The 22,636-nt window shown below is 48.4% G+C and carries 17 protein-coding genes and 1 riboswitch; of the genes, 3 read left to right on the forward strand and 14 right to left on the reverse strand.

Annotation, left to right across the window (positions count from 1 at the left end):
• Positions 1 to 136: 136 nt before the first annotated feature.
• From NST40_RS25855 to NST40_RS25880, 6 genes are all read right to left on the reverse strand, one after another.
• Positions 137 to 1,474: a 5'-deoxyadenosine deaminase gene (locus tag NST40_RS25855; RefSeq protein WP_076302428.1), complete on the reverse strand. Its 1,338-nt coding sequence runs from the start codon at positions 1,472 to 1,474 to the stop codon at positions 137 to 139.
• Between the two features lie 70 nt (positions 1,475 to 1,544).
• Positions 1,545 to 1,643: riboswitch (purine riboswitch) on the reverse strand.
• 2,093 nt (positions 1,644 to 3,736) lie between these two features.
• The gene (locus NST40_RS25860) at positions 3,737 to 4,267 is read right to left on the reverse strand and encodes a GNAT family N-acetyltransferase (RefSeq protein ID WP_076130442.1); all 531 of its coding nucleotides are present in this window, start codon (positions 4,265 to 4,267) and stop codon (positions 3,737 to 3,739) included.
• A 142-nt stretch (positions 4,268 to 4,409) separates the two neighbouring features.
• Positions 4,410 to 4,850, reverse strand: a complete 441-nt coding sequence (locus NST40_RS25865; RefSeq protein WP_139330222.1) for a hypothetical protein — start codon at positions 4,848 to 4,850, stop codon at positions 4,410 to 4,412.
• The gene (locus tag NST40_RS25870; RefSeq protein WP_051491084.1) at positions 4,831 to 5,133 is read right to left on the reverse strand and encodes a hypothetical protein; all 303 of its coding nucleotides are present in this window, start codon (positions 5,131 to 5,133) and stop codon (positions 4,831 to 4,833) included. Before NST40_RS25870 ends, NST40_RS25865 begins: the two co-directional genes overlap by 20 nt.
• Positions 5,130 to 5,474, reverse strand: a complete 345-nt coding sequence (locus tag NST40_RS25875) for a hypothetical protein (protein ID WP_036679724.1) — start codon at positions 5,472 to 5,474, stop codon at positions 5,130 to 5,132. The genes NST40_RS25870 and NST40_RS25875 overlap by 4 nt, the downstream gene beginning before the upstream one ends.
• Positions 5,475 to 5,498: 24 nt before the next feature.
• Positions 5,499 to 5,786, reverse strand: coding sequence for a hypothetical protein (locus tag NST40_RS25880; protein ID WP_036679726.1), 288 nt, complete (start codon positions 5,784 to 5,786; stop codon positions 5,499 to 5,501).
• Positions 5,787 to 5,981: 195 nt separating this feature from the next.
• Between NST40_RS25880 and NST40_RS25885 the strand changes: the two genes are divergently transcribed.
• Positions 5,982 to 6,497, forward strand: a complete 516-nt coding sequence (locus NST40_RS25885) for a GNAT family N-acetyltransferase (RefSeq protein ID WP_076278183.1) — start codon at positions 5,982 to 5,984, stop codon at positions 6,495 to 6,497.
• A gap of 65 nt (positions 6,498 to 6,562) precedes the next feature.
• Here NST40_RS25885 and NST40_RS25890 read toward each other — a convergent pair whose 3' ends face one another.
• From NST40_RS25890 to NST40_RS25910, 5 genes are all read right to left on the reverse strand, one after another.
• Positions 6,563 to 7,294 (reverse strand): sugar phosphate nucleotidyltransferase, encoded by a 732-nt coding sequence (locus NST40_RS25890; RefSeq protein WP_076208710.1) that lies wholly within the window; start codon positions 7,292 to 7,294, stop codon positions 6,563 to 6,565.
• Between the two features lie 47 nt (positions 7,295 to 7,341).
• Positions 7,342 to 8,079 (reverse strand): glycosyltransferase family 2 protein, encoded by a 738-nt coding sequence (locus tag NST40_RS25895; RefSeq protein WP_076219589.1) that lies wholly within the window; start codon positions 8,077 to 8,079, stop codon positions 7,342 to 7,344.
• Positions 8,076 to 8,996, reverse strand: a complete 921-nt coding sequence (locus NST40_RS25900) for a glycosyltransferase (RefSeq protein ID WP_342410127.1) — start codon at positions 8,994 to 8,996, stop codon at positions 8,076 to 8,078. The genes NST40_RS25895 and NST40_RS25900 overlap by 4 nt, the downstream gene beginning before the upstream one ends.
• On the reverse strand, positions 8,993 to 9,835 hold the full coding sequence (locus NST40_RS25905) for a glycosyltransferase (protein ID WP_249267796.1): 843 nt from the start codon (positions 9,833 to 9,835) through the stop codon (positions 8,993 to 8,995). The genes NST40_RS25900 and NST40_RS25905 overlap by 4 nt, the downstream gene beginning before the upstream one ends.
• Before the next feature lie 715 nt (positions 9,836 to 10,550).
• A complete protein-coding gene (locus tag NST40_RS25910; RefSeq protein ID WP_342410128.1) occupies positions 10,551 to 15,239 on the reverse strand; it encodes a WIAG-tail domain in 4,689 nt (1,562 codons plus the stop codon).
• A gap of 217 nt (positions 15,240 to 15,456) precedes the next feature.
• Between NST40_RS25910 and NST40_RS25915 the strand changes: the two genes are divergently transcribed.
• Together NST40_RS25915 and asd are read left to right on the forward strand one after the other, a co-directional pair.
• Positions 15,457 to 16,551 (forward strand): YheC/YheD family protein, encoded by a 1,095-nt coding sequence (locus NST40_RS25915; RefSeq protein ID WP_076280560.1) that lies wholly within the window; start codon positions 15,457 to 15,459, stop codon positions 16,549 to 16,551.
• Positions 16,552 to 16,637: 86 nt separating this feature from the next.
• The gene (asd, locus tag NST40_RS25920) at positions 16,638 to 17,429 is read left to right on the forward strand and encodes an archaetidylserine decarboxylase (RefSeq protein ID WP_076130450.1); all 792 of its coding nucleotides are present in this window, start codon (positions 16,638 to 16,640) and stop codon (positions 17,427 to 17,429) included.
• 1,103 nt (positions 17,430 to 18,532) lie between these two features.
• On the opposite strand, the gene gpmA is transcribed toward asd, so the two are convergent.
• The 3 genes from gpmA to NST40_RS25935 all read right to left on the reverse strand — a co-directional run bounded on the left by gpmA (position 18,533) and on the right by NST40_RS25935 (position 22,601).
• Positions 18,533 to 19,276 (reverse strand): 2,3-diphosphoglycerate-dependent phosphoglycerate mutase, encoded by a 744-nt coding sequence (gpmA, locus tag NST40_RS25925; protein ID WP_076141983.1) that lies wholly within the window; start codon positions 19,274 to 19,276, stop codon positions 18,533 to 18,535.
• A 779-nt stretch (positions 19,277 to 20,055) separates the two neighbouring features.
• A complete protein-coding gene (locus NST40_RS25930; RefSeq protein WP_036679782.1) occupies positions 20,056 to 20,841 on the reverse strand; it encodes an AraC family transcriptional regulator in 786 nt (261 codons plus the stop codon).
• Positions 20,842 to 21,095: 254 nt separating this feature from the next.
• A complete protein-coding gene (locus tag NST40_RS25935; protein ID WP_076277569.1) occupies positions 21,096 to 22,601 on the reverse strand; it encodes a PLP-dependent aminotransferase family protein in 1,506 nt (501 codons plus the stop codon).
• Positions 22,602 to 22,636: the final 35 nt, after the last annotated feature.

A 22,636-nucleotide genomic window follows, 5' to 3' on the forward strand; every position in this document is an offset into this window, starting at 1 on the left:
CTTCACCTCACTTAATACGACCTCACAAAAGGCACTTTAGTTCCCTTATGTTCATATTTTCTCATAAAAAAACAGGGGGTCCAGTGATGATCCCCTGCGAATGATAAGATATCCGAATCCGAATCGACCTCTCCCCTCAAACGATCGAGGTATGCGTGAGTAATCTTTTAATAGAACGGTTAGCTTCATTTAGTACAATTTCTTTATCCACAGTCTTTAGCAAACCTCTTTCCATCACGATCTCCCCGTCGATTATCGTTGTCTCCACATCTGCCCGCGTAGCGGAATATACAATTCTAGAGATGGGATCTACGTCGTAAGAGGGGAAGGTATGAAAATTGTAGAGATTAAGGAGCACTAGATCTGCTTTTTTGCCTACCTCGATACTCCCGATCTTATCCTCCATCCCTACGGCCTTCGCCCCACCAATAGTAGCCATACGGAATACACTGCGGGCATCCATGGTTGTGGGTCCGTGATGAGGCTTTTGAATAATCGCCGCCAATCGCATCTCATTAAACATATCCAGATTGTTATTGCATGGAGCGCCATCCGCTCCCAGACTAAGAGAAACATGCTCATGAAGCATCCCTGGTGTGTCGGCAATTCCGGAGGCCAATTTCAGATTGGAACCCGGGCAATGACTTACATGCACTCCTCGATCCCGCAAAATCCGCCGCTCCTCAGCATCCAGCCACACGCAATGCGCCAGTATAAGCCGTTCATTGGCTAATCCTAGATGGTCCAGATAGACGATGTTACGCATGCCAGTCATGGCCTGCACAATCTCAATTTCCCCTAAATTCTCAGACGCATGAGTATGGACCTTCACATGGTATCTTGCGGACAGATCTCGCACCTCGGTTAATAAAGGCTCTGTACAGGAAATCACAAAACGTGGAGAAAATGCATACTGAATCCGGCCGTTTCCATAACCATTCCATTTTTCCAGTAGATCGACACTTTCCTGCAAAGAAGATGCGGTATCCTCCTGCAGCGCCTCAGGCACATCTCCCCCTTTTTGATCCATCATCACCTTGCCGGACAAGGCCCGGATTCCACTTTTAGCTATAGCCTGAAACGCAAAATCCGTATGATGGACAGTCTCCATATCCACAATCGTCGTCGTGCCGCTGGTGATCAGTTCGCCAATGCCAAGCATAGCCGAATAATAAAGGGATTCTTCATCATGCGCGGCCTCTAATGGCCAGATTCGTTTGCGCAGCCAATCCATCAGCTCCAGATCGTCCCCTTTACCACGGAATAACGTCTGGCATAAATGAATATGAGTCTGAATAAAACCCGGAATTAATGTACGGTTCGTAGCATCAATGATCTGCTCGTCGCCCTGCGGGATCAGGCCAGTGCCGATTTCAACAATGAGATCATCCTTAATCCGGACATCCCCGTGTATAATTTCCTCTTGCTTGTTCATCGTAATGATTTCGGCATTTTTGATCAAAATATTTCCCATAGCCCTTCTCCCCCTCATTGAGTTAATTCCAGTACAACCTCACTCATGTAGCACAAAAAGGCCACAAAAATATGCCTGAGCATATTTTCGTAGCCAGAAATTTACGGTTCCCGGTAGAGACCCTTAAACCAATTATTAAGGATATACGAAAAAAAGACTATTCATTTGTAATTTGAATAGTCCAATAATAATCTAAAGACAGGTTATATGTCAATATACATGACATATAAAATTAATTTCGTTTTATGAATACTGTTTTATAAAAGTTATTTAGTATTTTATGTTATGTTAAATAACATAATTCGATTTATGATCACGATTATTCTGTTTGAAGAAAATTTCGATCACGATACCCTGTACTTTGCGTCAGATTTACTGTCAGGAAAACATAGAAAATAAGCTATCCGAGAGCTATTTCATGGCTTAAGAGACAGCCGTTTCGTTCGATTAGGTCGGCCATTTCGTGCAGCATCTGTGCTTACTCTAACGCGTTGTGCTAAACCGCTGTGCATATAGCGCAATATGGTAAACTGGTCAGAGCCCGCTAGTGCACGTCTAGCTCTATTCATCTAACTGACCTATGCCGACCCTACTGCTACTCAACTGCTACTTCTGCACTGCTTCGGCTTCTTGTATTTCTCCCCTACGCCTACTCCACTGCTTCTGCACTCCTACATTCTCCTTGCGCCCACTCCACTGCTACGTCTACTGATACTGCTTCTACTACTGCCCCTACACTACTCTTATTTCTGCACTTCTACGTTCCCCTTGCGCCTATTACACTGCTACGTCTACTGCTTCTGCTACGTCTACTGCTACAACAACTACAACTACAGCTCCTACTCTACTCCTACTTCTGCACTTTTACTTTCTCCCTGCGCCTACTCCACTGCTACTTCTACTGCTTCTGCTACTACTGTCCCTACACTACTTCTACTTCTGCACATCTATGTTCCCCTTGCGCCTATTACACTGCTACGTCTACTGCTTCTGCTTCTACTACTGTCCCTACACTACTCTTATTTCTGCACTGCTACGTCTACATCTACATCTACATCTACTTCTGCTTCTGCTTCTGCTTCTGCTTCTACTGCTCTCGCTACGTCCACACCACTGGTGAGTCATAATCCTCCATACTTTCGGACCCAGATGACGCTATTTGCACATTTTTCGCTTTTTGAGCATGGTTTCGGACTCCAGTGACGCTATTCCCTCGAAACAGTTCCATATGCAGTGTGTTTTATAGCAATAGCTGCGCTGGAGTCCGATAGCATTCCAAATGTGGGAAAATTCCGCGTTTAAGGTCATCTGGGTCCGTTACTGTCGAGTCACACTCAGCCACTGATGCTTTCGGACCCAGATGACACTATTTGCACATTTATCGCCTTTGGAGCAGGGTTTCGGACTCCAGTGACGCTATTCCTTCGTTACAGGCCCATATGCAGTGTGTTTTATAGCAATAGCTTCGCTGGAGTCCGTTAGCATCCCAAATGTGGGAAAATTCCGCGTTTAAGGTCATCTGGGTCCGTTACTGTCGAGTCACACTCAGCCACTGATGCTTTCGGACCCAGATGACACTATTTGCACATTTATCGCCTTTGGAGCAGGGTTTCGGACTCCAGTGACGCTATTCCCTCGTTACAGGTCCATATGTAGTGTGTTTTATACCAATAGCTGCGCTGGAGTCCGATAGCATCCCAAATGTGGGAAAATTCCACGTTTAAGGTCATCTGGGTCCGTTACTGGCGAGTCACACTCAGCCACTGATGGTTTCGGACCCAGATGACGTTATTTGCACATTTATCGCCTTTTGAGCAAGATCTCGGACTCCAGTGACGCTATTTCCTCGTTACAGTCCCATATGCAATGTGTTTTATACCAATAGCTGCGCTGGAGTCCGATAGCATCCCAAATGTGGGAAAATTCCACGTTTAAGGTCATCTGGGTCCGATAGTGTCGAGTCATACTCTGCCACTGATGCTTTCGGACCCAGCTGACGCTATTTACACATTTTCGCTTATTGATCAGTATTTCGGACTCCAATGACGCTATTTGCACACTTATCGCCTTTTGAGCAGGGTTTCGGACTCCAATGACGCTTTTTTGCAAATTCATCGCCTTTTGAGCAGGGTTTCCGTAAGCGCAAATGCTACCTAATCAAACAAAGTTTTTGTTTAGAGAAAGGTGTTATTTTCACGAAAAAAGAGGATATCCCAGCAGCCATTTGATGGCTCTGAGATATCCTCTGGTTCTCTTGCTATGTTAAGCTTCCGAATTTCCGTGCTTTTCTAGAACCTTCTCGAACACCGGAAAATTAGCGGTGCGCCCCGGAAAAGTTACTTCACCCCTGCGATCATAACCTAACTTGGGATATAGGGCGAGTGCCCCAGTGTTCTTAGCATATGTATCCAGACGGATACTGGAATAACCATTCTGGCGAGCATATTCTTCTGCATAAGTGCTAAGACGGCGTGCAATTCCCTTCCCTTGCACTTCGGGATGCACAGCCAATCTATGCATAATTAAATGAGGCCCTTGCGTTTCAGTCCAGTCAATCTTCCCATACTGCTCAGATTGATGCTCGTCCAACACTAGAATGCCGGCCACCGCATTGTTCTCCTCACATATCCATAGATTGCCACGTTCAATATCAAGGGAGATGATCTCCCGGTTCGGATAATGCTCGTCCCACTGATCGCTGCCACCTGCTTGCATCACCTGTACGCATTTGGCAATCAGCTCCATAATTTCATCAATCTCATCTTTGCGTGCTCTGCGAATCTCAGTACCCATGAATCATCCCTGCCTTCATCTTAACCTCATATTATTTTCACTTTCATTATGAAGTTTATCACATCGGCAGCGCAGCAAACCAGTCCGCACGAAAACCCCAAGACCCGCTCACGGACGGAGCGGATCTTGTCATCTGTGTCTCCTAGCTGAATTCCAGCTTATGCCCGTCCTCGAAGCCCTTGGCGAAACCGGCGTCGAACCCCACGTTGTATGCTTCGGTGTAGCCCTGTTGAAAGGCGTCTGCCGGAGGCGTTTCCGGCGAAACGCCCAGCTCCGGGGGGAGCGGAATTACCTGTGGAGCAGGCGGAGCCTCGCTCACGGGTACCACAATCACCGGTGGCTGCGCAACCCTTACTTTACGAACAAGCTTGCGACGAAGTCTTCTTTTCTTGCGTAGCAATAGGCCTTTCTTTGACTTCCCATAACGAGCAGTTTTCCGGGCAAGAACTCTGCGGGATTTACGGGCTAGCCCTTTACGAACTTTTGCTTTCCGCGAGAGCAGCAATGTGCGTCTACGGGTTCTGCCTGAACGTAGCGTTCTGCGGCTTTTTTTCTTCATGCTTCTACTCCTCCTGTGCTCCATGTTCTCTGGAGGTTCCTACGGCGTATGCCTTGCTCAGCCATGGCGCAGCAGGAATTCCCCGTTTAGGACGATGTAATGAAATCCCGGACATCATCCGGCACATCGCACTCTGATACCCACTTAAAATCCTGATATTGTCGCTCAATTTGCGGGCCGTCAACTCAGATTGCTCCGTCAATTCGGCGATGCTCTCCAAGATGGCCGCCAAAGCAGCCTGACTGCGCGAAATGGAGCGAATCATCTCCAGCTTGACGGCATGTTCAGAGAGACGGTCCCCGCTCATTTGCTGTCTTCTCCAAAACTAAAGCCATCACCTGACATGTCTCCAAAACCTTCCCCGCCACCATCGTCTTCACCACTGCCCAGCACTGCTTTTAAATTGCTGTAGAGTCCGTTCTCCAGTTTGGTCAGCCCTTCGACCATCTCCACGATGACCTCGTGTATAGAGAGGGACTCCTTCAGTTGCTCACTGTGGGAATCAAAGGCTCTAGCGTGGATATGATGCTGTGCCCACTGCTTTACCTTTTCAGCTTCAACCGCCTTAGCTTCCAGAATCAACGCAACGTTCCACTGGATGGCGGCGGTGGACTCCAGCATTTGCAGATAAGCCTTTTCTCTGCTCATCTTCCGCCTCCTGCTCCTATAGCGTTACTCTTCTTCTTGACCGTTCAATTCCTTAATCACTCTGCCTACCCCATCAGCCATCGCTTCTTCCAGATCTGCAAGTGCATTCAAGTAAGCAATAATGTTCTTGTTTACCTGAGTTGAGCTTTCGATCATCCCGCTGATCCCATCAAAATCAGGCTCCGCATCTGGCAGATCGTGGACAATTTGCGACATACGGACAGCCACATGGCGCTCAGCATCTAGAATCCGCGCCATCTGTTCATGCGTATGGGCCATGTGCTGCAGGACTTTAGTTATTTTACTCTGCACCTTCATGTCTCCTTTGCTCAAACGCCCTGCTACAGCATATGCGGCAGGAGCCGGGACGGTGCCGGGATCCTCGACAAGTTAAGGCTCTATTCGTGACTGGAATGACATAAAAATTACGTTATTGCTAAGTACATTTAAAAGGATTAAAATGTGAAATGCACAATCCTGAGTTTACCAAAGGTTGGTGGGGAATATATGAAGCTTGAAAGCAAGCGTATCGATCTAATACCTTTAACTGCCCCAGAGCTCACGCTAGCAATAGATAACTATTCGGAGCTACAGCAGCAATTAGGCTTAGCTGCCATCAGTGCGGCGCTTGATGATGAAATGCAATATGCTATGCAGATCAGGCTAAAAAAGGTGCAGCAGGACCCCGACCATTACCTATGGTTAACGAACTGGGCCATCATCCATCGGGAAGATCAATGTATTATAGGATTCATTATCCTTAAAGGTTACCCGAATGAGAAAGGCGAGGTTATTCTAGGGTATGGGATTGATGAGAAATATAGAAGAAAAGGATATGCAACAGAGGCACTACACACAATTAATGCATGGATTTTCTCCCATCCCCAAGCTGTCTATGTAATCGCTGACACTGAAAAAGATAATACAGCCTCCCACAAAGTATTGGAGCGTCTAGGCTCTGAGAGATACAAAGAAACTGAGGATTTAATCTGGTGGAGGATTTCTAACCCTCGAGCTCTCTGAGTAACGTGTGATTTCAAAGCCCTTGCAGCTATCTATAGTAGGATTACAACAAAAAAAGCACTGCCTTATGGCAGTGCATCTTTTAACTTTTCCCCCGCCTCGTGTAAAGACTGGAACGTCCCCGCATCACTCCACCAATCCTTAAGCACATCATAACTAAGTCTGCGATCAGCGGCGTATATATTATTTACATCGGTAATCTCCAGCTCCCCCCTCTTGGAAGGCGATACCTGCCGGATGATATCAAATACAGCTTCATCGTACATATAAATACCAGTTACACAATAATTGGTCTTCGGATGCTCAGGCTTTTCTTCGATATAAGCAATCCATGCCGCATCTTGACTATCAAACACAGGTACACCGTATCTGCGCGCGTCCTCCACCGGCTTCAGCAACACCTTTGCAGTGCCCGCTGGCTGACGAAGATAACTCTCCACATAAGGCTTCAGATCATCCATAAAAAGATTATCCCCGAGCAATACAACAAATCGTTCCCCTGGGAAAATGAACCCTTCTGCTAAATCAAGCGCCTCGGCAATGCCTCCGGCAGCTTCCTGAATTTTATAGGTCAGAGATACACCAAATGCAGCACCGCTGCCTAAAAAATCCGTGTACAGGCCAGCAGACTGCTTGCTTATGACCAGAAGAATGTCGGTAATTCCTCCCCGGCGAAGCCGGTCTATGCCGTAACAGACCATAGGATATTTGCCGACCGGAAGCAAATGTTTGTTCATAAGCCGGGTCAGCGGTTGAAGTCTAGATCCTGTTCCGCCCGCCAGTATGACTCCTTTCACTTACTTTCCTCCTCTTTATCTACGTCCTTTGCCTTCGGATCTGCACTTCATATAAAATTAATAGGATCTACATTCCATTTATCTATAAAGATCTTGCGATTTCGTTCCACCAGTACTTGCAGTCCGGTATTGTAAACTTGCTTGAAACTTGCACTTCCTTCATGGTGCACCAAGCAATCCCCGGCGATAAGCAGCCGATATCCCTTTATCCTGGCGCGATAACAATAATCATCATCTTCGTAATGTCCAGGTGAGAATCTCTCATCCAGTAGACCTACGGAAGTTAGCAGCTCTCTTTTGAATAAAAAACATAATCCTACCAGCCGTCTCGTCTCCAGCCATTTCTGGGGATTTGGAAGGTTCGCCCTCTCAGCAGCCTGATGAAAACCTATCAGACCTTCATAATCGGTCTTCACCTGTTGACGTCCACTGGCATAGTTTGTGACTGGTCCAACAATACCTACATCAGGAGCACTATATAGAGCCCTCTTCAGATTAGTTAACCATCCTTGAGACACCACTACATCGTTATTCAGCAGCAGGACTTCATCACCTGACGCTAGCTGTAGCCCCAAATTGCATGCAGTCGGAAAGCCGCGATTGTCTGGCAATGAAATAAACGTTAGATGATTCGCACGGCAATAGGTGTCTGTTCCGTCCGTTGAAGCATTGTCCACTACGATAATCTCATAAGGCGGCGGAGTGTAGGCACGAATAGATTCCACACAGGCCCGCAGCAAGGGCAGCGCATTGTAGGTTGGAATAATAATACTCGTCAGCGTCATATCCGATTCCTCCAAGCGGCTACCTGTCTGCGGTACTCACGCTGTGTTTCACTACTTAGCAGACCGCCAGCTTTTCGCCGGGAAAGAACCTCATGTAGAGCCTCAGCATGATCTCCTATGATCAGTTTTTCCACAGCATTTCCAACCCCTGTATTTGCCTTGCGCAGCCGATTATGTTTAATAACATTTACCGTTCCTACCTTCTCCACCCGTAACTTTTCTAATACAGAGCGAGCTTGGGCTTTAGGTGGAACCATTAATTCACGGTAGCCTATGGTCTCAAGCGCATGCCGCGAAAGCGCATGAGGAACAGCTGTCATAGAGCTAACCCCGAGATCGTACCTATCCAGAGCATAATTCAGAAACAGTTTGCTGCGGGTGACATCATCACATAATCCAAAGGAAGGCATCAGTGAGTCTAAATCATTAAGAGCTACATCAATTCCGCGATCTACAGCCGCCGTGAATGAAACGAGCTGAGAGGCCGGAATGACCATATCTCCATCCAGAAAAAGCAATATATCCCCGCGACTCAGCTTTGCACCGATAGCCCGGCCCACATCATGTCCGACAGACTCTGGGCAGTGTACTACAATGGCTTGACGATGTTGTCTAGAAATAGGAAAAGAGTTATCACTGCAGCCATTAAGTACGACGATAATTTCTGCAGGTTCAAGCCGTGCAACCTGATGCAGCAGACGGGACAAGGTCTGCTCCTCATTACGCGCGGAGATAATGACTGACAAAGTCCCGCGTAACTTCGGTAATTTCAGAGTCTCCTTGCCTGCCTTCGATTGCCGAGACAGAAGCGGGCGAGCAGCAGCGTTGGCTTTTACAGAGCGATTGGCTGACCTGTGACGGATTGGGCGTTTCTTTGCCGTTCGAGCTGCTGTGCCTCGTAAAGTTACAACCATCATCTCACCATCTCTCTGCGCCGGGCTCCGTCGCCAAAGCCCGCTCTGTTCCCCCGATGTTCCAGCAAGAGGGATACAGCCTCCATATGATCCGCTGTAATCAACTGCTGCAATGGATCTATGCCGTCTTCCTTGCGCCTCACCGCATTTAACTTCCCTACAGGTACTTTGTGAGCGGCTACCACATGCAGTCCACTAAGAATTGCCTGGGCATGCGCCAGTGGAGGACGTGATAATGAATCGCTCCCTAAAATATCAAGTGCTCTGCGGCTGATTGCGTGCGGAACTGCCGTCATCGAACATCCCTTCAGATCTGGACGGCCCAGCAGAATATTCAGTGCATGTTTAGACAGCACCACCGGATGGGGGGACAGCTTCCGGACCGGACCGGAATAATCATTAAGCGCTATGTCCACTCCACCACTAACAGCAGTGACGTAAGGACGCAGCCCCGAAGCAGGTATCACCAAATCTCCATCTGTAAACAATAGGATTTCTCCCTTGGCTGCCTCAGCTCCCACACTACGGCCAGCGTCGTGTCCAAGCGGCAACTCATAGGAAATAACACGCGCACCTAGCGATTGTGCAATCCCTGCCGTTTGATCAGTGGATCCATTCACGACCACAATTACCTCGCAGCGCGGATGGACCCCTCTGGCTCCAGATATCACTCCCGCAATGGTCTGAGCTTCATTCATGGCTGGAATAATAACCGAAACATAGGGATTAGGATGGTTAACTATAGGGACTACAGCGACTTGCCGCACTGGGCGTGAAGTCCGCCGCTTCATCCGAGAGACCCGCCGCCCTGTGCGGCGGGCAGAAGTTCGTTTGGGCTTCATGCTCATCCACCTTCCTTACAGAGCCAATTCTTCAGGCTGAGGGTTACATCACAGTTTATGTACTATAACGCACAGGGTAACGGCAATTGTCTCCTGTCGTTCTGAAAACAGGACAAATGTACTCCCCACCAAACTTCGGCTTAGATACATTGCGCATAGCCAGCTGCCGCGGACACAACCTGCGGCGGTAACGAACGCAGTAACGCAGCAGGGGGATTAGGTTAGGACGCTATCGGACACAACCGAATCCGCATCAGGTAATTGTACTTTAGCGCTATCGGACACAGCCGAATCCACAACGGATGATTATACTTTGGCGCTATCGGACACAACCGAATCTGCAGCGGATGATTATACTTTGGCGCTATCGGACACAGTTGCTCCTATTCGCCGCATTATCACACTTTTAGATTATTAACGGACTCCATAGCAGCTATTGGCATCAAAAGAACCCAATAAGGCTCTATTTCTATACAATAGCGTCACTAGAGTCCGAAACCAGCCTCAAAAGACAACAAACCTGCAAATAACGCCATTTGGGTCCGTAAGTAGTAGCAGATGTTTAGACTACCAGGCTATCGGACAGAGCCGCAGCCACAGCGATTGATTAAACCCGGCAATGCTGACAAGTACCGTTCCCAACAAAAAAACAGAGCAGCGATCTCCAATAAGGAGATTCGCTGCTCTGCTGTTTTTAAGAGGAACTGCTTAAGGTTCAATCAAATACACGATCATCTGCTGCCGGTTTAGCTAAGGGAGCACCTATAGCAATCCAAGAGATAACCCCATAGAAATGCGGAGTTTCGCGCAACCGCACCACTTGAATCACTGCTTCTCCATTGGCTCTGCTCTTTAAGGAAGCATAGAAGTAAGGCTGATTGGTCATGGCAACAAGCACATAACCCGTATGCCCAAAGCTCTCATCAAACGATACGGTCACCTCTACACTCTCTGCATCCCCATTGAACATAAATGCTGTCATTCCAAACTGCTGTAGTGCTTCTCGCTTCCCAGCTGTCTGAATCGGACTGAAGGACAGATGATCTGTATTTACAGAGTTCGGTGCCAGATGAGTCCCGTTTACTGCACCTGGGGAAATATGATATTCCTGAACACTTTCTTCTTCCAGATGGCGGGCTTGAATCGCAAACGAAGAGATTTTGGATGCTACTACTGCTTCATCCTGAAGCTCTGTTGTCCCTACTGCACCTTCTGTCAGATGAGCGGACTCGATACTACCTTCCTTCAGCTTAGCTCCGTTGATACTGCCATCCGGGAGCAGGGCTGAGCTGCGTGTTTCATCTGCAAGATGTTCTAATTTGATGATGCCAGGCTGCAAATGCCGATCTGCCACGATCTTGTCAGCAAGATGCTCTCCGTAAACACTCCATGGTTGTAAATGTGAGGAACTCACGGAGCCTTCAGCGAGTTTTTCTTCCGTAATGCTACCATCCGGCAACAAATCCGCACTGCGTACCTCTTCTGCCAAATGCTTCAGCGTGATGCTGTCCGATCGAATATGGCGGCCATCCACCGCATCCCCGGCCAAATGACCTCCAGAGACGCTGCCTTGGGCTAAATGGAAAGACTGAATCGTCGCGACTTCAATCTTCTCGCCTGTAATACTGCCTTCCGGCAATAAATCAGCGCTGCGCACTTCTTCTGCCAAATGATTCAGAGTAATGCTTCCAGCACGGATATGGCGGCTATCTACCGCATTCCCCCCTAAGTGTCCCCCATAGACACTGCCAGGAGCCAAATGGTAGGCAGTAATAGATCCACCCTCCAACTTTTTACCGGTAATGCTGCCATCCGGCAGTAACTCGGAGCTGCGTACCTCTTCCGCTAGATGTGCTAGCTTGATCTCACCTTTTCCAATATGGAGACCTTCTACTGCAGACGGACTCAGATGAGTTCTATCCACACTGCCAGGCACTAGATGAATTGCTTCTACGGAGGCTTCCGCCAGCTTCACCCCGGTAATGCTTCCGTCTGGCAGCAGCTCGGAGCTGCGTACCTCATCTGCCAGATGTGCTAGCTTGATCTCACCTTTTCCAATATGGCGTCCTTCTATTGCAGACGGACTCAGATGAGTTCCCTCCACGCTTTCAGGTACAAGGTGATTCGAATTTATGGATGCTTCCGCCAGTTTCTCCCCAGTAATGCTACCGTCTGGCAGCAAATTGGAGCTGCGTGTTTCTTCGGCCAAATGAGCCAGCGTGATCTCACCATATCGGATATGACGTCCTTCTATTGTGTCCGGACTCAAATGACTGCCATCTACGCTTCCAGGCACCAGATGATTAGAATTTACGGATTCTTCCGCCAACTTCTCCCGAGTGATGCTACCGTCTGGCAGCAAGTCAGCGCTACGTGTTTCTTCGGCCAGATGAGCTAACGTAATCTCACCTTTTCCAATATGGCGCCCTTCGACAGAACCTGAGCTTAGATGAACGCCTTCCACACTGCCAGGTACTAGATGATTTGAATTTACGGAAGCATGTGCCAGCTTTACTCCAGAAATACTACCGTCTGGCAGCAATTTAGAGCTGCGTGTTTCTTTTGCCAAATGAGCCAGCGTGATCTCACCGTATCGGATATGACGTCCTTCAACTGTGTCTGGGCCTAAATGGCTGCCATCCACACTGCCAGGCACTAGATGTATAGAACTTACAGATTCTTCCGCCAGCTTCTCTCTAGTAATGCTACCGTCTGGCAGCAGATCAGCGCTTCGGGTTTCATCGGCGAGATGAGCTAGGGTAATCTCACCTTTTCCAATATGACGTCCTTCGACGGAACCTGAACTCAGATGTCCGCCTTCCACACTTCCAAACACTAAATGAATAGAATCCACAGATGCTCCCGCCAGCTTCTTCCCGGTAATACTGCCTTCAGGCAGCAAGTCGGAGGTATATGCATCTGCAGCCAGATGAGCAAGCGTGACCTCACCCGGTAGGATATGTCGACCTTCTACAGAACCCGAGTTCAAATGGCTTCCGTTCACACTTCCAGGCAGGAGATGGTTGGAATCTACCGATCCTTCTGCCAGCTTCTCCCCAGTTATGCAGCCGTCTGGCAGCAACTCAGAGCTACGTACCTCTTCCGCCAGATGAGCCAGCGTGATCTCACCCGGTAGGATATGACGGCCTTCAATGGTATCGATACACAGATGGCTGCCGTCTACACTACCAGGTGAAAGATGCTGAGAATCCACGGCACCTTTTACCAGCTTAGAGCTATTAATACTGCCCTCTTGGATTTGAACTGCAGAAATAGAATTCGGAAGGATATGACCATTCCCGATAGACAACGGCCGGATATGCGCCCCACTGACACTGCCAGGATTCAAATGTCTACTTTGAACAGCACTTTCGCTTATGGTTTTCGAACTCACAGCATTTACCGACAAATGCTCCGCTTGAACTGCTGACGCCGCCAGTTTACTGGATTCTATGCTGCCGTCTGCAAGCTTAGCCGAAGTGACTGCTAAATCACTGATTTTATCCGTTGAGACACTTTCCGGTGAAAGCTTCAACGAGGTCACTGCATGATCGGCCAGATGATGAGGCTGCACGGCTCCTGCTGCCAGGTGAATTTCTCTCACCGCAGCGGAAGCCAGCTTATCTCCTGAAACTGAGCCCGACTGAATCGCAGCGGAAGTCACACTATTTTCACCAAGATGTCTTCGTTCCACGGCTCCCGTGGCCAAATGATCCTTATTTACCACAGCATCCTGCAATACACGGCCGCTCACACTGGCATCCGCCAGATGTTTTTCCTCCACTGTACAAAAAGCGATATGTTCACCACTGACTACTTCACGCGCAATCGTGCTGCCAATCACTGCACCCGCTGCCAGCTTAGCTGCATTTACACTTCCATCTGCCAACTTGGCTGAAGTAACGCTCTGTGCACGAAGATGCTCCCCACCCACAGATTCTGAAGCCAGCTGTTCTCCAGTCACAGCACCGGAAGATAAATGTTGAGTCTGAATAGCTTCTTCCTTGAGCTGCTCCGAGCCGACCGCATCCGCAGCTATATGCGAATGATTCACTGCTTCGCGTTCCAGATGAATAGAAGTTATGGCTTGCATAGCAATTTGCGGTCCGCGAATGGCGGATTTAGCAATATGTCTTGTGGTCACTGCTTCGTCTGCCAGCTTATGTGGGAGAATGCTTTGGTCAGCAATTTTGGACGAGGTTACCGCTTGCTCCACTAACTGCGCAGTCCCTACTGCACCCTCAGCCAGCTTTAAAAAAGAGATGCTGCGGTCAGCCAAATGCCGACTTGATATTTCGCCATCACCGATATGATTACCATTCACACTTTCTGGGCTTAAATGTACGCTTCTTACGACATCTGCACCAAGTTGCTTAGAACCTATAGCTCCATCAGCTAAATGCCCGCCTTCGATAATACCCGACTGCAGCTGTTCCTTACCGATCAATTTGCTGGCAAGCTGATCAGAACCAATCGCTCCCGGGGCCAGATGTCTGGCGGTTATCAAGGCGTCGCTAAGATGGCGGCCTTCAATGACAGCATCCGCTAGCTTTGAGCTGCTGATTTCACCATCAGCTATTTTATCGCCAGATACCGCTGCATCGGCCAGCTTGGAACGGTCAACACTGCCGTTTGCCAGGTGGCGGCTTGTGATGCTGCTGCTTCCTATTTTGTCACTAGTAACGGCTCCATCTTCCAGTAAATCCGCAGTAATAATCAAATCGCTTAAATGGCGGCTCTCAATAGCTTTATCTGCAATTTGACCGCCGCCTATAATCCGATCAGCCAGCTTCTCTGGACTAATACTGCCATTTTTCAGCTTCTCTCCACTGATCGAATGATCCAGCAGCTTACCGCCACTAACGCTTCCTTCTGCTAAATGCTCGCCCACTATCGATTCTGGTGCGATTTTTGCAGAAGTGACTGCCTTGTCCGCGATATTGATACTCTGTACAGCGTAATCTTGCAGCCAAGGTGTACCAATAATGCCGAACTTTAGCTTAGAACCGTCAATAGTACGTGGAGCGATTTTGGCTCCGGTCACCGCTGCATCCGAAAGATCATCTGTATAAACGGGCTGAAAACGTTCTTTCTCTGGAGGAGCGAACCATACGGTTTCAGGAAGATTATCCGCCTGTTTCTGAAGCTGCGCTTCTTCTATAAGCTCCGGCTCCAATTGTAGAACTGGAGCAGAAGTTGGCTCCTCTAGAACGACTTCAGCTATTGCTCCCCCACTTACCTGAACTTCCGCGATCTCTGCTTCACTGACTCCGTCACTGTTATTCCCCGAGTTTCTAGAGCTGCTTTTGGTATCCAGCATACTCAGTTCCTCTTTATTGGGATTATCTACAAAATAGAGTCGTTTCTGTGGACTGCGCGGCTGCTTTTTTTTGGAACCCCTCACAAGCAGTCTCCTCCTTCCATCTAATGTTTCTCCTAGGCATCATATGCAGCGGTATGGGCTTATGACACCCTTTTGCGATGAGGCCTTCATAAGATTATGTATAAAAAAAGGCATCTGCCTTCGCGCATTCGTCCACCCTGACACGCGGGTACAAACATACTATGACAAGAGTAGAAAAAGCAGGGATCATGTAACCGATGAAACAGGAGGAACAAACATGGGGCATAAGCTCGTTGGAATATTACTAAATGCCGATATGCACCGGGGCGTTCCCCGGCTAAAAACAGGACAGGAGTCTCTATCCAACTATGAAGAGGCCGCGGCGGCATACGGTTTAGTCCCTTGCTTCCTGAAGCTCGCGGACATCGATACGGACACAGGCTTTAGTGCCGCCTATATAAAGGGAGTTAATGGATATAAAAGCGTAGTTGTTCCTACGCCTGCTGTTATCCATAACCGGGCAATATACAGCAAAAACAGCCCTGGGATGCAGCGTCTGCTGAAGCACTATCCCCTGATTTTCAATACATGTAATCGATACGGCAAAGATGAGATCCATCAGCTGCTTGAAAAAAATACGGAGCTTCGCGAATATTTACCCGTAACAACGAGAGTCTCAGGCCTAAAAGAAATGATGAATCTTTATCCCGATCTCATTCTAAAACCTTGCCGGGGAAGTATAGGGAATGGGGTCATGCGGCTGGTCCGCAAGGGAGCTCAGCGTTGGACCTTGAGCTACCTCTCCCCTTCGATGCAGCGCTGGAGAAGTATTCCCGTCAATCAGGCGGCGTTGCCACAAGCGCTCCGCGCACGCCTAACCTCCGTGCCTTATCTTGTACAAGAACGTATTCCCCTTGCTGAGATTGGAGGACGTCCCTTTGATCTACGCGTCACCGTTCAGCGCGGCTGGGGAGGAGATTGGCAGGTCACTGGGCTCTTCGCCAAACTGGCTGCCCCAGGGGGTTTTGTCTCCAATATAGCCCGCGGAGGAGAAGCGTTAAGCTCCTCCCTCGCGCTCGAAAAGGCCTTTTCAAGATCCACAGCGGCCCACATCCGTATGTCTGTCGAAATACTTAGCCTTGCAATCGCACGGTGTCTGGAGCAAGACCTTCCCGGACTGGCCGATATCGGACTGGATATAGGCATTACTAAGGACGGACGACTCTTCTTCATAGAGTGTAACGGTCGTGACCAACGCTACGGATTTCATAAAGCCGGCCTTACGGAAATTTGGAAAGACAGCTATCGCAGACCTATGGGATACGCGCGTTTTTTAATAGAAACGAACAGTACGGTATATAACAGTTATTGATTTGTCTCCTATTCTATGTCAATATAATGCAGAGCAGAGACGACCCGTATACAACCGTACTGCTGCATTATGGAAGGGAGATGGGCATGGTAAAACAATTGCTACGGCTGATGACCGAGCTATCCTCACACCGGTGGCTTTCACGGTTAATGGGATCTTTTTCTCATAGTAGAATCAGCCGTTTTCTTATCCCGGCATTTATTAAGACTTATCAAATCCCCTCCGCTCAAGCGGAGAAAAATCCTGGAGAATATCTCACTCTTAATGAGTTTTTCAGCCGCCGGCTGAAGCCGGGCATGCGGCCTATTGCAACCGACGCTGACGCTTTGGTTAGTCCCGTAGACGCAACGATTACTGCTATGGGTGACATTAACGCCGGTACGATTATGAATGTAAAAGGGCAGGATTATAAGATCGAGGATCTCCTTAATCACTCCCCGCATCTGGAGCTGTACAAGAAGGGTTTTTTCTTCGTTCTTTATTTGAGTCCTACCGATTATCACCGGATACACTCTCCCCTTACCGGACAAAAGGTGGAGAGCGATTATATTCGCGGACGAGCCTATCCTGTCAACGATTTCGGAATGCGACATATGAAGGGTGTCCTGAACCGCAACGAACGTCTCATTACGTATATTGCCGGGAGTCACGGAGAAACCGCGGTAGTAAAGGTAGGCGCAATGAACGTCAGCAGTATTCGTTATACGGATGATACCGCTGCCGAGTGGCAAATTGGCGATGATCTGGCTTATTTTGAGTTTGGCTCCACCGTAGTGCTGCTCACGGAAAGCGGTACCTTTACCCCGAGACCCAAGCTTGAGGTCAACTCAAAGGTAAAAATGGGCGAACTACTGGGAACGTTGCATCGACCTTTGTAGGGAGATTTAGGCGAATTTCTAAAAAATTAGAGGGTGCCTCAAAAGCCATGAAATGGCTGCTGGGGTGCCCTCTAATTTTGGGGACTTCGTGTGGAGCACAGTTGCGGAGGCGAACGCTCTAGCTATCGTGTAGCTATCGTCCAGCTATCGTCCAGCTATCATCTACCTATCGCTAGCCAACTTACACCTATCGCTAGCTATCGGACCCAGCTGACCTTATACGCGGCTTTTTCGCACATTTGCAATTCTATCGGACTCCACCGCAGCTATTGGCATGAAAAACGCCATATTAGAGTCGATTCTCGGGCAATAGCGGCGCTGGAGTCCGAAACTCCGCTCAAATAGCGATAAATGGGCAAATAGCGGCTGCTGAGTCCGTAAGCATTTGCAGAGCGTTGGTGGAGGTTGGTCGAAAGTTAGTTAAGGGCTGGCCGAGAGTAAGTTGAGGCTGGTCGAGCGTTAGTGTAGACTAGTCGAGTGTTAGTGTAGACTAGTCGAGTGTTAGTTGAGGGCTGGTCGAGCGCTGGTGGAAGGTGTGCGCTCGCCGCTATCGGACCCAGATGACCTTATACGCGGCTTTTTCACACATTTGCAATTCTATCGGACTCCACCGCAGCTATTGGCATGAAAAACGCCATATTAGAGTCGATTCTTGGGCAATAGCGACGCTGGAGTCCGAAACTCCGCTCAAATGGCGATAAATGGGCAAATAGCGGCTGCTGAGTCCGTAAGCATTTGCAGAGCGTTGGTGGAGGTTGGTCGAAAGTTAGTTAAGGGCTAGTCGAGCGTTAGTTAAGGACTAGTCGAGGATTAGTGGAGAGCTGGTAGAGTATTGGTCGAGAATCAACGGAGAGTTGGTGGAACGTTAGCATTCAACGCTATCGGACCCAGCTGACCTTAAACGCGCCATTTTCGCACATTTGATTGGTCACAAACACACTAATAACAAAAAGGACAGCCCCAAGGCTGTCCTTTTATCTTTTCATGTAACCCACCTATTACGCCTGATGCGCTTATTTAACCTTTACGCCCCGTTTTGCTTATTACTGTACACCCGTTATACTCAATACACCTGCTACGCCTATACGCTTATTACACGCCAATTACACATGTCCCTGCTTAGCAACATCAAGCGCCTTGGCCGCTACCTGTTCCGGATCGCCTAGATAAAAGCGACTGATAGGATTCATGTCCTCATCCAGTTTGTACACGAGAGGTACTCCGGTAGGGATATTGAGCTCCAGTAATGCCGCTTCATCAATATCCTCCATAAATTTAATCAATGCACGCAGCGTATTGCCGTGGGCTGAGATAAGCACCCGTTCTTTTTTACGCAAAAGAGGTACGATCCGGTTTCCCCAGAAATCGCCTACACGATGTACAGTGTCCTCCAGGCTCTCTCCACGCGGGATATCTCCCGGACGAACACTGCTGTAGCGAATATCGTTTCTGGCATACCTAGGATCATCAAGCTCCAGCAACGGGGGTCTCACCGATAAACTCCGCCGCCAGATATGCAGCTGCTCATCTCCATATTTTAGTGCTGTCTCGCTTTTACTTAATCCCTGCAATGCCCCGTAATGGCGTTCATTCAATTTCCAAGACTTTTGCACGGGAATCCACAGCAAATCCATCTCATCCAGTACATAGTTAAGAGTTTTAATCGAGCGTCTGAGTACCGAAGCAAAAGCCAGATCAAATGTATACCCAGCGTCCTTCAACAGCTTACCAGCAGTCTTTGCCTCTTGGATACCCTTCTCAGTTAAATCCGGGTCACTCCAGCCTGTGAACAAATTCTGTACATTGTACTGGCTCTCACCATGACGTATAAGTACGATTTCGTACATTTTCTCTCTCTCCTTCCAACTATGGACCTTATATATTCTACCGACGAACAACGTTATGCGAAACGTATGCAGAAAGCTCTCACCTTAGTAATAACCCAATCGTAGAAATAAATATCTACCGCTACCTCATAGTTAGGCCAATTAAACATCCTTAAAGGTACGTGAATGAGGCGTGCATGGAGCGTGAACGGTGTGCGGATATTGCGGTAAATGAGCATACGCTTCATTGCAGAATGTGCAACAGAAAATCTTAACTTTCACTTGAAGATACATTACATTGTACTTCGTGCAATAGATTATCGTGATAATCTCTAAAAAGGTTGTTTCTCCTGAATTTGAATGTAAGATGTGCTTCAGAATTCAAATTCGACTGCTATTAGAGTCAATCTATTGTACAAAATACAACGTGAGGCACGATGAAATGCCCATCAGTTACTCTAATCTTCGACTTAAGTTCATTATATATATCATTTTCTAACAACACAAAAAAACCGGATGCCTCACGGCCCCGGCTATTTATATTTTTAGTCATATCAGGCGATTCTATGCTTGCTTGTTCAGTTTAGAACCAGCTATCCACGACAAAAGCATTCGCCTGCTTTAACCGTTTTAAGCGGTTTCTAAAAATACCTCCGCCTCCACTCTTACAATCCGTGTTGCAAATTCTGCGTCTGATGATCATGCCAAGAGTCTCCTTCCAAGAAGTTATGTAAATTCTCTGTAAACTAAACTGCAAAGTATTTACCCTTGGGTGATCAAACTGAAACAAAAAAAGTGAATCAGCGGATCTCAGATGGACTTTTTCCGGTATATTGCTTGAACTGGCGGCTGAAAAAGAAAATGTCACGATATCCAAGCGCATCTGCTACCTCAGTAACATTCATTCCCGCGTACAGCAGTAAATGCTGAGCACGCTCAATCCGGGCTCGGATGACATAAGACTGCACAGAAGAACCCGTAAGCTCCTTGAACTTAATTGAAAAATACCGCGGTGAAAGCCCCGCACGAGCAGCAAGATCCTCTACTCGATGTGCAATCCCCGGATGCTGGCTCACATAGTTCGCTATTTCGTGAATGATTTCTGTCAAATGGTTGCTAACATAACGTTCTACTGGCTTCACACGGTCCTCCCTCAGCAGATGAATCATCAGCTGCTTCAGTACAAGCTGCCCTTCTTCTTCAGCGGCGTAAGTATCCACCAGAAATAGTCGAACGTACCTAGCAAGCAGATGTTCAAATTCAACGGTTTCTGTAAGCTCACGATAGGGCAGCGGAATATCCGTCACCTCTTCGGAGACATCAAAATGAATATATGTAAGTACAAGTGGCTTTTGCGGATTATGTGTAGCACTTGTATGGTCACCCGGACGAAAAAGGAAGCAGCTTCCCTTACCTACTTGAAAGGGTTCATCGTTACGCACAACCGTCCCTTCCCCGCTCCATACATAAAATAAATCATAATTTTGCAGCGACTTCTCTCTTTTTTGCCATTTCCAGCCCGGCTCGCATACAATCTTAGCCAGAGCCGGCAAAATAACAAAAGAGGACGGCGATGCATGCAGCATAACGTTCCCTCCTAAAAGTTTTGTTAGCATAACCTACTTTGAACTACTTCGCAAAACTTGCCTCGTAAGCATCCGCTTTGTTTTGTTAGCAAAACTTGTCTCGTAAGCATCCGCTTAGTATTCTCAGCAAATCTGCTCTTTCTGACTTCGCAGTGTCTATATAGTTTTGTTTAGCTTAATCTACTCCGAGTTTCTTCGTCAAAATTCTTAAACATTCGGTTAGTTTTGCATTTCATCTTCTTTATCATACCTTGTCATGTTGCATTTTGTACATCTTCCCACGCCAGATGCAGGCTTGTTATCCCTTCCTCCAGCTCCGCGGCATTCAGATGGGCAAAAGAAAAACAAGCGGCCGGCGCTCCCGGTGATAGCTGATATAACGCGGCATCTCTAAAATCCGTACCGCGCCTAAGCGCTGCCGCTCGGAAAGCAACAAACTCTTCGCTGCTGCGCAGCCAGCGGGCATATACATGCAAGCCCGCATCACCAGGCAGCAGCTCGAAGAGCTCCTTAAGCCGTTCCGACAGCAGCGTCCTGAGGATGCGTCCGCGTTCACCATAGATGCGTGTCATCCGGCGCAGATGACGGCCATAGCCGCCTGTATTCATGAACCGCGCCAAGGCTCGCTGCTCCAGCAGCCCTACCGGCAAGGGCTCATATAGCGCCTTGGCGGCGATAGTCGGCTTTACTAAAGAGGGCGGAAGCACTGCAAAGCCGAGCCGCAGGCCTGAAAACATCGTGTTTGAAAAGGAGCCCACATACACGACTCGCTCTTCACGATCCAGTGCTTTTAAGGGCTCGATAGGACGCCCAGCCCAACGGAACTCACTGTCATAATCATCTTCAATGATTACTGCATGATGCCGCTGCGCCCACTCCAACAAGGTTCGGCGTCGTTCCAAAGGCAGTACCACACCCGTAGGAAATTGACGGCTCGGCGTAACAAACAACAGCCGGGCATCCCAATCCTCCGGAATAAGACCATTGCCATCCAGCTCCCCTGCCAGCAATCGGCCTCCGGTGATCTCTACGGCTCGGCGAATCCCGTGAAAGCCCGGGTCCTCAACGACCGCTGAGCCTCCTGCGTCCAGCAGCAGCTGCGTCAAAATAACGATGCCTTGCATCGAGCCGCTGAACAATACGATATGCTCTGCATCCGCGCGAATCCCGCGGGTAATCCGCAGATGTGCAGCGATAGCTTTCCGAAGCCCTTCATCGCCTTGAGGTGGACAAGAGCTTTGCAGCAATCCACCTTCCTTCCCTCCGGCATAAGAGAGCGCACTGCGCCATTCGGAGTATGGAAAATGTTCCATCCGCATACCACTACTCTGGAAGCTCACTACTTTCTTGTTACTCTTTTCATAAAAGGGTATCGGGCGCGCAAGCAGCCGCTTTCCCCACGCCGAGATCGGAATCGTAGTCTCGCTTGCACAATCTCCTCCAGCAGCATCTGCGGCTTCACCCAAAGCCCGGTTCTCACCGTCACTGCCACTGGCAGCTGAAGCAAAGCTATCTTCCGATACGAATGTCCCCCGCCCCGTTTCAGTCCTTACATAACCATCAGCGAGCAACATTTCATACACCTGCGAGACCGATCCGCGCGACAGCTCATAGTGCTTAGCAAGACTTCGTGTAGACGGCAGCGGAGTGCCTCCCGGAAGTGTTCCTTCCAATATTCCTGCGCGGAGCGCGTGATATAACGCTAAATATTTGTAGCGGTGTATCGCCAGATATTGATCGTATGCCAGCGTGATATTCATCGTTATCCTCCTTGACCAGCAAGTGGTCCATTAAA

This window comes from Paenibacillus sp. FSL R10-2778, assembly GCF_038593035.1.
Taxonomy (GTDB): Bacteria; Bacillota; Bacilli; order Paenibacillales; family Paenibacillaceae; genus Paenibacillus_AQ; species Paenibacillus_AQ odorifer.